7 protein-coding genes are annotated in these 13,331 nt (G+C 64.8%); 1 reads left to right on the forward strand and 6 read right to left on the reverse strand.

Translation table 11 applies throughout. The features are described from left to right. Window positions 1-126: 126 nt before the first annotated feature. Entirely contained in the window at window positions 127-939 is an 813-nt protein-coding gene (locus AAGA11_10660) for a 4'-phosphopantetheinyl transferase superfamily protein (GenBank protein MEM9603315.1), read from the forward strand. A 112-nt stretch (window positions 940-1,051) separates the two neighbouring features. On the opposite strand, the gene AAGA11_10665 is transcribed toward AAGA11_10660, so the two are convergent. The 6 genes from AAGA11_10665 to AAGA11_10690 form a co-directional block, all read right to left on the reverse strand. Next, the gene (locus AAGA11_10665; GenBank protein ID MEM9603316.1) at window positions 1,052-2,389 is read right to left on the reverse strand and encodes a condensation domain-containing protein; all 1,338 of its coding nucleotides are present in this window, start codon (window positions 2,387-2,389) and stop codon (window positions 1,052-1,054) included. Then, entirely contained in the window at window positions 2,386-7,065 is a 4,680-nt protein-coding gene (locus tag AAGA11_10670) for an amino acid adenylation domain-containing protein (protein MEM9603317.1), read from the reverse strand. Before AAGA11_10670 ends, AAGA11_10665 begins: the two co-directional genes overlap by 4 nt. A 123-nt stretch (window positions 7,066-7,188) precedes the next feature. Continuing rightward, the gene (locus AAGA11_10675) at window positions 7,189-9,051 is read right to left on the reverse strand and encodes a condensation domain-containing protein (GenBank protein MEM9603318.1); all 1,863 of its coding nucleotides are present in this window, start codon (window positions 9,049-9,051) and stop codon (window positions 7,189-7,191) included. Next, window positions 9,044-9,841, reverse strand: a complete 798-nt coding sequence (locus AAGA11_10680; GenBank protein MEM9603319.1) for a class I SAM-dependent methyltransferase — start codon at window positions 9,839-9,841, stop codon at window positions 9,044-9,046. Before AAGA11_10680 ends, AAGA11_10675 begins: the two co-directional genes overlap by 8 nt. 22 nt (window positions 9,842-9,863) lie before the next feature. Next, window positions 9,864-12,170: an amino acid adenylation domain-containing protein gene (locus tag AAGA11_10685; GenBank protein MEM9603320.1), complete on the reverse strand. Its 2,307-nt coding sequence runs from the start codon at window positions 12,168-12,170 to the stop codon at window positions 9,864-9,866. Next, on the reverse strand, window positions 12,170-13,318 hold the full coding sequence (locus AAGA11_10690) for a HupE/UreJ family protein (GenBank protein ID MEM9603321.1): 1,149 nt from the start codon (window positions 13,316-13,318) through the stop codon (window positions 12,170-12,172). Before AAGA11_10690 ends, AAGA11_10685 begins: the two co-directional genes overlap by 1 nt. Window positions 13,319-13,331 lie beyond the last annotated feature (13 nt).

The following is a 13,331-nucleotide window of genomic DNA, read 5'->3' on the forward strand; positions in this document are numbered from 1 at the left end:
TGCACATGAATCGGTGGACAGGCGTGTGGCGTGACCGGCAACCCGAGGCAGAGACCAGCGGCATGAGCGCAGGCCACTACACTTGGACCACGAGGTCGTGTGTGATGCACGGCGCAGGTCTGAGCCATGACAGAATCACGTTCACCGTTGCCCACAGCCACGCCGAGCACACTGACCACCGACATCATGGCGCGGTCAAGCGGGTTCCTGGTCGACCTGCGGTTTCGAGAATGGACATCGGGTGCATCACTGTTGCTTGAAGGCCGGTACGACGTCTCACGTTTTCACGATGCGCTGTTCGCGTGTTTGGAGATCGACCTGCCAGAGCCCATCGTGGCCAGCGTGACCAGCCGACGCGCGGAGTTCCTGGCGGGCAGGGCTCTGGCCCGGACCGCGATGCGCCTCGCCGGCGTCTGCGCCGGCCCAACTCAGGGACAGGTGCCGATCGCCGCTGACCGCTCACCCGTCTGGCCGCCGGGCGTCAATGGCGCCATCAGCCACTCACACGGTCGGTGTGTGGTTGCCGTGTCGACCAACCCACACACGTATGTCGGTGTCGACACGGAGCGGTTGGCGCACGACGACGCGCTGGACGCCATCGTGAAACACGCCCTGGTGCCTGAGGAGCGCAAACAGATGGACCGCAACGCCGCGTATTCGGCGTCCCAATGGGCCACCCTGGTGTTCTCGGCAAAGGAGACGCTCTACAAACTGCTCTACCCGACGGTCCGGCAGTTCTTCGGCTTCGATGCAGCGTGTGTCACTGGCAGTGTGGACGGAGGTGAACTGTCGCTGCGTCTGCTGTGCGACCTCCCGGGCGGCCATGCGTGCGGCAGCCCGTTTACGGTGTCCTTCGAGCTGGATGCGGAGCACGTGACCACCTGGGCAGCGGCTGGTCTGGCGCCGACACCTCGGCAGGGCGGGCAAGCGGAGCGCTAGGCACGCGAAACTGCAAGCGCCCCAGTCGTTTTCATGTCACTCGACACGTCACACGGCGACCGCCACGGCGCTCGGCCGCGATCGGGGACTTTTCACCGTAACCGCGCGCCGGCTAGGTCGCCGGAATGGCCATCTGCTGCAACGACTGAAGCGTCGCGTCGGGCTCTTCTGCAATGGCCTCGAACAGCTGTTCGAGCTGGTTCAGCAGGTCTGCCAAACGCCCTTGATCGTAGTGTTGCCCGGTCCCCAGCAGGATCAATTCGAGGGTGGCGCCCGGCACCGCGAGGAGGGCCAGTGGGTAGTGGCTCTGCTCGTTGAAACGGGTTTCCGTTTGCTCGAACCCCACCGACACACGCGGTGCCTGGGGGTAGTTCTCGAACACCACGATACTCTCGAAGAGTGGCACACCCCGCGGTACGTCGCTGCACCGTTGAATCGTACTGAGCGGCGTGAGGTGGTGGTCGTTCAACGCGAGAAAGCGCCGCTGAAGGGCCTGAAGCCAGGGCACGAGGGTTTCTTGAGGGGGCACCGTGGTCTGCACGGGCAGGGTGTTGATAAGCGGGCCGACAATGCGTTCGACGCCCGGGATGCCAGCCTGTCGGCCTGACAACACCGAGCCGTGCACCACCCGGTCTTCGCCGCTGTGTGCGCTCAGCAGCATCGCCCAGGCGGCCTGGACGACCGTGTTGACGGTGACCTGGGCGTAGCGTGCCAGTGCCGTGAGCCGTGCCGTGCGGTCCTCCGGCAACGCGTGCGTGACCTGCACACCCTCGGTGCCAACCGTGCCGTCGTGACCCTGAGGTTGCGCCAGAGGCAGCGGTGTCGGCGTTGTGAACCCGGTCAGTTCGGCACGCCAGAACGGCTCTGCAGCCTGCAGGTCCTGGTGTTGCAACCAGGCGATGTAGTCTCGGTAGGGCCGGGCCGGCTCGAGCTCGACCGGCTGCGCAGTTTGCAAGGCGTGGTACTGCCGAAGCACGTCCTCCCAGAGGATCGGCAACGACCACCCGTCGCACACCATGTGGTGCACGCTCAGCACCAGCTGAAACGCCGTGTCGTCGCGTGTGATCAGTGCAACGCGCAGGAGCGGTGCACGGCTGAGATCAAAGCCGCGTTGGCGATCCTCCGACAGGTAATCGGCGAGGAAGGCAGCCTGCTCCTCGTGCGTGAAACCACGCCAGTCCGCGGTGTCCCAGGGGAGTGCAACCGTCGAGCGCACCACCTGCAGCGGCTCGTCCAGGCCTTCCCACAACACCGCCGTGCGCAACACCGGGTGACGCTGAACGGTGTTTTCGATGGCCGTCCGCAGATGGTCTTGGTCCAGCTGCCCGCGCAGTTGGCAGGTGTACTGCACGACGTATACACCGTCGTTCTCTGACGCCAGCGCGTGAAAGAGCAAACCCGACTGAAGCGGTGACAGCGGGTAGATGTCGGCTACGTTGTCCAGCGTCATGTCGACGCGCCGCCTGCCTTGTCCGCGCTGCTCAGGAGCGACCTCAGCTTTTTGAAAGACTGATCGTCGAGTTGCACCAACTCGAAGTCGGTGGCGGTTTTGCCACCGACATCGGCTTCGCTGCAGTGCACGATGAGGTCGCGGAGTGCGTGTGCAAAGGCATCCGCCAGGCGCTGCACGTCGCCGATGAGCTCAGTCGGGCTGCGGAAGCGGATCTCCAGCTGGTTGTCGACCACGATCCCGCTCACGTCAATCGGATGTGCCAGGGTCTGCGACGGGTGCCGTGACAACCCCAACGCCTGGTCAAACCGAAAGCGGGACTCGCCTGGCAGCAGCCGATCCAGGTCGCCGAGGTAGTTGAACAACAGGGGTGCTGCGGTGTCCGGGTTCGGCATCGATTCGGGGTCACGGCGCTGCAGGATGCCGTAGCCGATGCCGTTACGAGGCACGCGTCGCAGCGTGTCCTTGATCTGTCCGATGGTCGCCCCGGGCCCGTCGTCGGTCGGCACGCTGAGTGTCACCGGGAAGAGGCTCGTGAACCAGCCGACAGACCTGAGCAGACTCAAGCCCGGCACCAGGCCCTCTTCCCGCCCGTGACCCTCGAGGTCGACGCGCAGTGTGGTCTGCCCGGTGACGTCACGCCAGGCCTGCGCCAGCGCCGTCAGCAGGATGTCCGGCGTTTTCGTGTGGTACGCCTGCGGCACCGTGTGCAGCAGCGTTTCGGTCTCCGTTGCGGTCAAGGTGACATCCACATGCTCGAGCTGCGCGACGGTGTAGGGGTGTTGCCGGGCGGAGGCGAGAAAGGCCGGCAGGGCCGGTACGACGTCAGCCGACGATTCACGCCAGTACGCACGCTCAGCCGCCGGGATGTCGGCGTGCCGCATGCCTTCCGACCACGCCTTGAACGAGGCCGTCTTCGGTGGCAGCGAAGGCGCACGGCCGGCCCGCGCCGCACGGTACAGTGTGTCGAGGTCCTCGAGCAGGATGAGCCACGAGACGCCGTCCACGACGAGGTGGTGCACGACGAGGGCGAGACGAACGGCATCGGTCTCGTCTCCGGTGAACGCAACCGCCCGCACGAGCTCGCCGGTGGCGAGATCCAGCTCGCTCTGCACTGACGCCGTGGTCGACTCGACGATGCGTTGCCGATCCTCTTCGCGGTGACCTGACACGTCCACCCGCGTGATGGCAACCGGCCGGGGGGCATCGCGGTACGCCTGTCGCCACCCGGCGTCGGTCTGCTCATAGTGCAGTCGGAACGCATCGTGGTGGGCCAGCAGTGTACCCAACGCCGCCTCGAGTGTGTCGATGCAGGTGTCAGCTGGCATCCGCAGCACGCACCACTGGTTGTAGTGATCAGCCTGACCAGGGTGTTGAGTCAGGAACCGGTGTTGTATCGGTGACAGCGGGACGGCCCCTTCCGCGGTGTCCTCGGCCGTGGCGCGGGGAGCCGTTGGCTGCACCACGGCCGCGAGATCGTCCAGCGTGGGCGTCTGGAACACCTGGTTCGGTGTCATCTCGAACCCCTGTTCAGCCAGACGGGCTGCGATCTGGATGGCCATGATCGAGTCGCCACCGAGGTCGAAAAAGTTATCCTGCAGTCCGATGGGCTCGACACGAAGCACCGATTGCCAGATCGACACCAGCGTGCGTTGCAGTGACGTGGTGGGTGCTTCAAAGTCGGGTTCAGCCTCGGGCCGAATTTCATCCGCTTCGGTTTCGGCCAGCGCCTTGCGGTCGATCTTTCCATTCGGTGTCAGCGGCAAGCGATCGAGTTGCACGAAGTGGGTGGGAATCATGTAGTCCGGCAAGTGCCGCCGCAGGTGATTCCGCAGCTCCTTGAAGGCCAGCGGCCGATCGGCGACCACGTAACCCCACAGTGCCGCGCGGTCCGTGTGCGCATGGCGCAGCGTGACAGCCGCGTCGGTGACTGTCTTGGCATAAGCGCTGAACGGGGCACGGTAGCGGAGCAGCTGGAACTCCACCTCCTGAAGCTCGATGCGGTAGCCCCTGAGCTTGACCTGGTGATTTCGTCGTCCAAGAAACACCACGTGCCCGTCGTCGCGGAACTGGGCCATGTCGCCCGTGCGGTATACCGTACGTTCGGATTCAAAGGGGTCGGGTATGAACGCCGCCTCGGTCAGGTCCGGTCGTTGCCAGTAGCCATTGCCCACGCAATCACCGCCCAGACACAATTCGCCCGACACGCCAAGCGGCTGCAGTTGCCGCGCTTCGTTCACGATGTACAGGTGCTGGTCCGGCAAGGGTTTGCCGATTGGCAGGGTGTCGGTGCCGACGAGGTCGGATGCGGCAATGCGGTAGTAGGTGGATGCAACCGTGCACTCGGCGACACCGTAGATGTTGGTGATGTCAGGCGGCGTCGGCAGTGCGTTCAGAAACTGCGTGACAACGTCCCGTGGCAGTACATCGCCCGCGATGATCAGGTGCTTGACCGGAAACCGCTCGGGGTCTTCGGCGACCACGGGCTGCAGCAGTTTCAGGTGGACTGGTGTGCCGTCCGTGACGTCGATGCGGTTTTGCGACAAGAAGCCGAAGAGTGCAGCGCCGTCGAAGCGGGTGTGGTCCGGCGCGGGGTAGAGCGTGTGTCCTTGCAACAGGGCACTGAAAATCTGTTTCACCGAGATGTCGAAAATGACCGGAGCCACCCACGCGATGTTGAGCGGCTCCCGCGTGTCCATGTCGGCGAATATACTGGTGTGCAACCCGCCCATGAGGCTCATCACATTGCCGTGGTTGACCGTGACACCTTTGGGCTGTCCGGTGGAACCGGAGGTGTAGAGCACATAGGCGAGGTCGTTCGGCATCACCCGGTGACGCGGTGCCGTGGTCGCGTGCCGGGCGATGGCGTCGTGTTCGACGTCGAGGTCGATCACGTCGGTCGAGCCGCGTGGCAGTCGATCCGACAGGGCGCCCACGGTGATGATCGCCGGCGCCTGGGCGTCGGCCAGAATGAACGCGGTGCGCTCTTTCGGGTAAGCCGGGTCGAACGGCAGGTAGGCGGCACCGGCCTTGAGGATGCCCAGGATCGCGACGACCTGGTCCACGGAACGCTCAAGGAAGACGCCGACGATCGAGCCGCCCGGAATGCCCCGTGTCATCAGATAGGACGCGATCTGGTTGGATCGCAGGTCGAGGTCTCGGTAGCTGATGGATTGGTCCGCGTAGCACACGGCGAGCCGATTCGGGTGGGCGACAACCTGTGTCTGAAACTGCTCCACGATCGTGGGCTGCCACAGTGCCGAATCGGCGACGGTGTCGGCACGCGCGAACGCCGTCAGAAGCAGCGCTTTCTCGTCTGCGTCGACGATCGGGATCGCGTCGATCGGTTGCTGCGGGTCGTCGAGCACACCCTCGAGCAGGTTGCAGAAGTGTGTCGGAATCCACCGGCGCTGGCGCTCGGAGAACAGATCGCAGTTCAGGTCGAAGTCCAGCGAAAGCCTGCCTGTGTCATCGAGGTCATGCACCTCGAGACGGAGGTGGTGGTTCGCGTCGCCAAAGCCCGAGTGCACCCAGGTCGTCGACGTCGGGTGCCCGTCGAAGGCCGAGAGCTCGGCGTTGATGTAATTCAAAAACACGTTCAGGTCGCGGTGCCGTGCGGCACTGACGAGACCGGGCTCGGCGTGTTTCAGCGCATTGGCCGTTTCCGAACGCACCTTCCGGTACAACGTCGCAAAGGTGTCGTCCGGGTCGATGTGGATGTCGAGCGGCAGGACGTCGATAAACACGCCAAGCGTGTCTCTGAAGTCCGGTGTGGTGCGGTTGTGGGTGGGTGTGCCGATCGAGAGGCCAGTCTGACCGCTGACGCGGTGCAGGTAGGCAAACAGGGCTGTTGCGAGCAGGTTGAACACCGTCGTGTGGGCCGACAGCCCCCGGTACAGCGGTTCACCCGCGCGCTGTTGCAAGCGCGCCATGGTCGTCAGGCTCAGCGTGCGCGACACGCGCTCGGTTCGGGCACCGGGCCGCGCGCTGCCGTCGGCGCCAAACGGCGCGTTGTAGAGGTTGACGCTGTGCGTTGGCTTGGCGTCCCAATACGCGGCACGGGGCGTCGTGTTGCCGCGCTCACGCAGTCGCCGCTCCTGGTCCGCGTACCGTTCGAAGGCGGGCCACGCTGCGGGTTCCATCGGCTGTCCGCGCACCAGCTCGCCGTAGCCCTCCGAGACGCGTCGGTAGGCGAGCGTCATGGACCAGGCGTCGGCGATCAGGTGGTGTTGATTCAGGTACCAGATGTACGTCGAGGGACCCAGGCAGATCAAGGCTGAATCGAACAGCTTGGCGTGCAACTCGAAACGGCACTGGCTGGCGCGCTTCACCCACGCGTGCGCGGCGATCTCCGGCTGCGCTGCATCGCTGAGGTCGACAATCGGCAACGGAGCGCCCGTGCTCGGGCGTTGCCGGCGCTGCGGAATCCCGTCAACTTCGGTGAACACCGTGTTGAACGCATCGCTGCGATCAACGAGTGCGCTGAAAGCGCGCTGAAACGCGTCGTGGTCGAGTGCGGCTTCGATCCGAAAGCACAGCGTCATGTTGTACAGCGGTGTGTCCGCGTGAAGCTTCTGGCCGAGCCACAGCGTCAGTTGGGTGGCCGTCAGGTTCGACTGCTGCAAGACCGCCTGAAACCGGCTATCGGACGATGTGAGGGTGTCGCTGTGTGTCATCGCTGGGGTCTCACACCGTCAGACAAGCGGGTGGCGCCGGGGCACACTGTCTGCCAGCGACTACGCGGGTGACGCCTGCGGTGCTGTTGGTGTGTTGGGCAGTCGGGCGCATCACGTCGGGTATCAGTCGTCGAGGCTGTCGAGGAAATCGTCGAGCTCGTCCTGACTCAGGTCGACGTCCGGGTAGTCCAGCGGCGTCGTGGTGCCCGTGAGCTCAGTGGCCGAACCCGACACGGCCTGTTTGACGCTGTCGAGCAGCGCCTGCACTGTGGCAGTCGACACCCGTGCAGGCGGGAATCGACAGACAATCTCCAGCCCCTCGGCAGACTGACTGGCGTTGAACTCGAGGTCGTGCGCGCGCACGTTCTGTGGGTCGCGCAGGCTCTGCCAGTGTTGGAAGCGGTGTTGCCAGTCCGACGTCTCGGCAGCGCGCGCACCCGTGAAGTTGAACAGGATGCTCGGCTGGTGCGCGTTCGCGTCACCGTTGTGGTGGCCAACCCGGTCGAGCAGATGGTGTTTCAGTGCCGCATTCGCGCTCGGCTTGGCGTCCGCCAGTCGCTGCAGTTGCGCCGCCAAGGGTTCGTGCGCGGGCATGTCGAACACATGGGGGTAGAAACTCGTGAACCAGCCAACGCTGGCTGCGGTATCGACATCGCTGCCGAGCTGATCTCGGCCGTGCGTCTCGACATCGACAACCAACGTGTCGACGTCGAATGTCTGACGCAGCGCGTTGCCCAGACACAACAGCACGAGGTCGTTCACTGTGATGCCGTTGTCAGATCCGGTGTCAGCCCCGAGGTCGTCGAGCATCACCCTGGCGGTGTCGCAGTCGATTTCTCTCGGTCGCTGTTGCGTCGTCGCGGCACCGTTGGCCACAGCGGGTGCCGCCGAACCGCCTGCAGTGCGGTCCTTGCGCAGTTGCGCCAGACGCAGTGCCCAGTCGCGGTAACTGACGCTGGTCTGTACCAGTGGTGCCCCGCTGCCGGCGTAGTGGCGCCGAATCGCCGACATCAGCGGCTCCATCGACACGTGGTCGATGACCAGGTGGTGCGCCACCCAGACGAGCGACGACCCGTCTGCGAGCAGGCCAAAGCGGATCAGCCAACCGGCTTCCAGGTTGAACGTCTGCTGGAGCGCGTTGACCACGGCCTCGGCGTCCGCGCTGTCGTGTTGGCTGAACACCGTCGGCGGCGGCGTGCTCGGTACGAGCGCACGCCACCCGGCGTCGGATGATCTGAAGGCGGTGCCCAACACGGGCAACTCGGTGACGGCGGCGTCCACCGCCCGCGCCAGCCGGTCGGGATCCATGCCATCCGGCAAGTCGACGACACCGGCCAGGTTCCAGTGCTGAGGCGCCGGGTGGGATTGCGCGAAGAACCAGTCCTGAATCGGTGTCAGCGGGCTGAGGCCGGTGGCTTTGTGCACGTGCGTGACACCCTTGGGTGTCTCCGCCCGGGTCGACGCGACGATTTCGGCCACCGTGCCCGCGCCCGTGACGGCCTTGATGCCCACGTTCAGCCCGGCCTCACGGCAGCGGGAGACCAGCTTGATGGCCGTGATCGAATCACCGCCGAGTTCGAAGAAATTGTCGTCCGGGTGGATGAGATCCACACCCAGCAGGTCGGCGAGCAATGCCGCAAACTGCACAAAGGTGGCGTCCTCTGGCGCAGCGGGTGTCTCCCGTTCTCTGAGCAGCAGGGGTGTCGGCAAACGCCGGGTGTCGAGCTTGCCGTTCGGCAGGGCCGGGAGCGCGTCCACTTCCACGAACACGGTGGGCGTCATGTACGGCGGCAGTGCAGCCGCAGCCCGGCGCTTCAGCGCCGCGGGCGACACCGCGGCACGGCCTGTCGTCGTGTAGTAGGCCGTGAGTTGCGGTCGGGGCGGTTCATCGCGCGCTTCGCGCCGAACCGCCTCGCCGAGGCAGTGCAGTTGCTCGACAGTCAGTGCGCTCAACTGCCGCCTGAGGTCGTCGGTCTGGCTAGGCATGCTTGCGGGCCACCACGTGCACGATCTCGCGGGACCACACGGCGTCGCGGGTGTCGTCCGGTATGTCGAGATCGGTCAGGAGGGTGAGGGAAACAGTGTCAAAGTGCGCGAACAGGGCGCGCTGGTGGGCTCGACTCAGTGAATCGATTTCACTGCTGAGGTAGGTGAACGCACCGCCCGGTCGCAAGAGCGCCGCCGCCGTGCTGAAAAAGTGCTCGGCAAAGGTTGCACTGTTGACCACCTGGTCGACAAAGTCTTCTTCGGTGAGCGGGTAGGTGTGGAACAGAATGCCGTCGTAGGTCTGGTAGTGTTCCTGGCAGTCTTGCCACATCGCATGCAGGAAGCGGATGTCGCGGCCGGGGTACTTCGCCACCCAGGTCGGAAATTGCCGGGCGATATCGTCGTTGCATTCGACCAGGGTGTGCGACCGGGGACCGCGTTGCTGCACGAAATCGGCCGCCACACCGCGGCCCATGCCGATTTCAAGGACGTCGGCGTCCGCGTGTGCAACGCTCGCTGCCATCGCCTGCATCACGGGTATCTGCCAATCCTCCATGATGTCCTCCGCGTTCAGCTGCTGCTGCGCGCGGTCCAACTCGATGGTGACGTCACTGCCCGCAATGAAATGCGGTGCCACGCGGTCGAGGTGGTTCAGTTCCTCGCCCGTCTCCCGCATCAGCCGATTCAACAGCCAGTTCCGCTGGCTGTCGCGTGGCGGCCGGATGAACTGCTCGTCGTTGAGGGTGAGGTGCAGCTCGTACGCTGTTGTGCGCTTTACACGTTTGGTCATGATCGGGGGCACTGCGGTACTGTCATGGCGATTCACTGTGGGCTTGTGCCACGGTTGCGCTTGCGGCCTGTTCGAGCAGGCGCGCCTGTTGCGTCGGCGCCAGCGCGGCCAGCGCCGGCAGCAGGGTGTCCACCAGTGCGGCGTGTTGGGCGGGTCGAGCAGCCACGGGTTCGGCGAGTTGCACGACAACCGTCCCGACGCCGTCCTCTTGCTCGAGGCACGATTCAATTTCAGCGGGTTCGATGCGGTAGCCGCGCACTTTGAGCTGGCGGTCGCTGCGGCCCGAGAAGCGGAACGCCCCGTCCTCACCCAGGTAGCCCACGTCGCCGCTGTGGTACGCCGTGGTGATGCCGTCCAGGTCTGCGACCAGGGCTCGCGCCACGGGGTGCAGGGCCTTGAAACGCTGTCCCGTCTGCTCGCCGTGGTTCAGGTAACCCGCGCTGAGGCCCGGGCCGGCAATGGCGAGCTCGCCTTCGATGCCGGGCAGACACGGCCGCCCGGCGGGGTCCATGGCGAACAGTAGCGTGCCGGCGATCGGCTTGCCGATGGGGAGAGGCCCGGCCTGTGTGTCCGTGATGTCCTGCACCGACGCCCACACCGTGGCTTCGGTGGGACCGTACTCGTTGTAGAGCCTGGCGTGCGGCACCGCGGCGCGGTGACGGGCCACAGTGTCGATGCGGCACGCTTCGCCCGCGACGATCACGGCTTGCAGTGACTGCAGCCGGGTTGGGTCTGCGGTCTCGAGCAACGCGCCGTAGAGCGAGGGCAGACACAGGGTGTGGGTCACGCCGTGATGCTGAATCAAGCGGGCGATGGCGTCGGTGTCTTTTTCCTGCTCGGGCAACGGCAGCACCAACGCGCCGCCGCTGCACAGCGTGCCGTAGATGCCGGCCACCGAGCTGTCGAACGCAAACGACGACAACAGGAGAAAGCGCGAGTCTCCAAGGTTGCCGTAGTGGCCGACGCGCGCGTGGGTCGAGTGGATCAGATTGGCGTGGCTGATCACGACGCCCTTGGCGTTACCGGTGGAGCCTGACGTATAGATCAGATAGGCCGCCCTCGGGGTCGCAACGCGGAGTTCGGGCGTGGTGTCCTCAAACCGGTCAGCGGCTGACATGGCAACCGTCCTGACACCCGGTAGCGGATGGTCCGCCGAGCTGAGCACCCACGCGACGCCAGAGTCAGCCACAATGTCCGTGAGGCGTTTGTCCGGGTAGCTCGGGTCGAGCGGCAGGTACGCGTAGCCCGCTTTCAGAATCCCGATCAGGGCGGCAATGAGGTCGGGGCTGCGTTCACAGTGCAGGCCGACGAAGCGTTGATCTGGTGCGCTGTTGTGCTGGACCAATCGGCAGAACCGGTTTGCTCGACGCTGCAGATCGCGGTAACTGATGTGTTTTCCCTCGGAGACGATGGCCACGCGATCGGGGTACCGATTGCACGTGTCATCGATCCACTCGGCTATCGACGAAAACGCCTCGGGCCCACCGGTCGCGACAGCGGGTACCAGACTGGCCTCTTCCGAGCATCCAACGTAGTGGTGCCGGTGTTGCAGCAACGTGCCGACGAGCCACGCGTCCTGCAGGGCCGAGAGCGGCAAGCGCTCAAGGTCGTCGGTGTGGTCGCAGAGTCTGTCCAGCAGGCCGACCAGGTGGTCGAGCATCTGGCCCGACTGTCTTGCCGCCATGCGCGAGACATTGGTGTCCAGCGCGAGCTCAAGGGCATCGCGCTGGCGGACACGCAGCGTGAGCGGTGTGTGTGGGGGCGGCGCGTCGTCGCGCACACCGATACCGGGTGAATCGGAACCCGACGCGGCCGAGTGGTCTTCGACCACCAGCGTGGACTCGACCAAGGCATCGGGCGATGCCTGCCCGGGATGCAGTCTTGTCTGCTGCAGTTGAGCATCCAGTGCGCGAAACCACACCGAGGTCGTCTGATCGGCGCGCACCGCGACGAGCAACACCGGCGCCGTGGCTGGCGGGTCTGTGTCGCTGTCTGACGCTGCCTCGCTGTGCTGTACCCGTGCGGTCCGCGTGCAGAGCGCGACGTGATCGTTGCCGGTGTAGTGTTGCAGCAGCAGCGACCAGGCACCGTGCAGCACGGTGCCGAGACCAACGCCCAGTCGGCTTGAGCAGTGTGCCAGCCGGGCGCGATCGTCGGCGTTCAGCCGGTGAACGGACCGCAACACGGTCGGCAGACGCGATGCGCCCTCGACCGCGTGTTCGGGCGGCGCCAGCTTCAGCGACGTTGCACCGTGGTCCTCAGGTACGCCTAGCTCAATCCGTTCGGTGCCCGCGGCGTCCTGCGTGCGTTGTGAGGCGTCGTTGGCCATCAAGCGACCAGCCCCGTGCGCTCCAGGGTCCAGAACACGGCGATTGCCGCCGCCACCAGCGACACCGGCACGACGATGCCCGGACGGTAGATGACCGTGTTGCGAAGCAGGAAGAGCACCGGCAGCAACACCACGGCGATGAGGATCTGACCAAGTTCCACACCGATGTTGAACAACACCAGAATGCGCTCGATCAGGACCATGCGGAACTGCAGGTCGCCCATCACGGACGCGAAGCCCAGACCGTGGAACAACCCGAAGACGAAGATCAGCAGGAGGCTGTGCATCTGAGGCACCGGAAAGATGTTGGTGATCGCAAGCGCAACGATGGACAGGGCGATAACCACTTCAACGAACGTGATGTTGACGGAGATGAGGTCGAGTGCAGCGAGCGACAAGGTCACGGAGTGGGCCACGGTAAAGGTGGTGACGATCTTCAGGGTGTTCCACAACACGCCCTTGAAATCGGACTGGGCAACCCAGGTGCCGTTCTGGTTTCGGAGCACGGCGGGCAGCAGGATCAACACGATGAACAGAATGTGATCGAGGCCAATGGCGATGTGTAACAGGCCCTGAACCAGGAAGTCGGTCCAGACCAGCACGCTGGGCGGTGCAGACAGGTCCAGTTGCATGGGTTCGGCGTCGGGCCCGAACACCAGCGCGACGTTTTCCGAGCCAAATTCGTTGCCGACCGCGCGGTTGTATTCGACGACCATGACGCTGCGGTGCAAGCGGTCGCCGACCATCATCTCCGGCTGCAAGAAGATGCTGCTCGCCACCGTGACCTGGTTGCCGACTGGGAGCCGTTCGATCTGATACGGGTACTGCACGAAGTCCGTGTTCTCTTCGAACAGCGTCGTCGCCGAGAAGGTGATCGGCATCGGGCCGGTCGCGTCGGTGATCGAGAAGTGCGCCAACAGGTAGTCTCGAACTTGTTGCTGGCTGTTGATCGCACCTTGCAGGCGGTCACCGCCGGCATCGATGTCGATGTCGAGCTTGTCGACCAAATCCTCGTAGTGAATTTCGAAGCGTCCGGAGACCACCGATTCCTCGACGTTGATCCACACATAGTTCTCGGACTTTGAGTGGGCTAGTGCCATCTCCAATGGCAGGAACAAGGCGGCTAGCAGGAGAAGGTGACGCAACATCGGAGGGTTCCTT

The organism is Pseudomonadota bacterium, from assembly GCA_039196715.1.
In the GTDB taxonomy this organism is placed as follows: domain Bacteria; phylum Pseudomonadota; class Gammaproteobacteria; order CALCKW01; family CALCKW01; genus CALCKW01.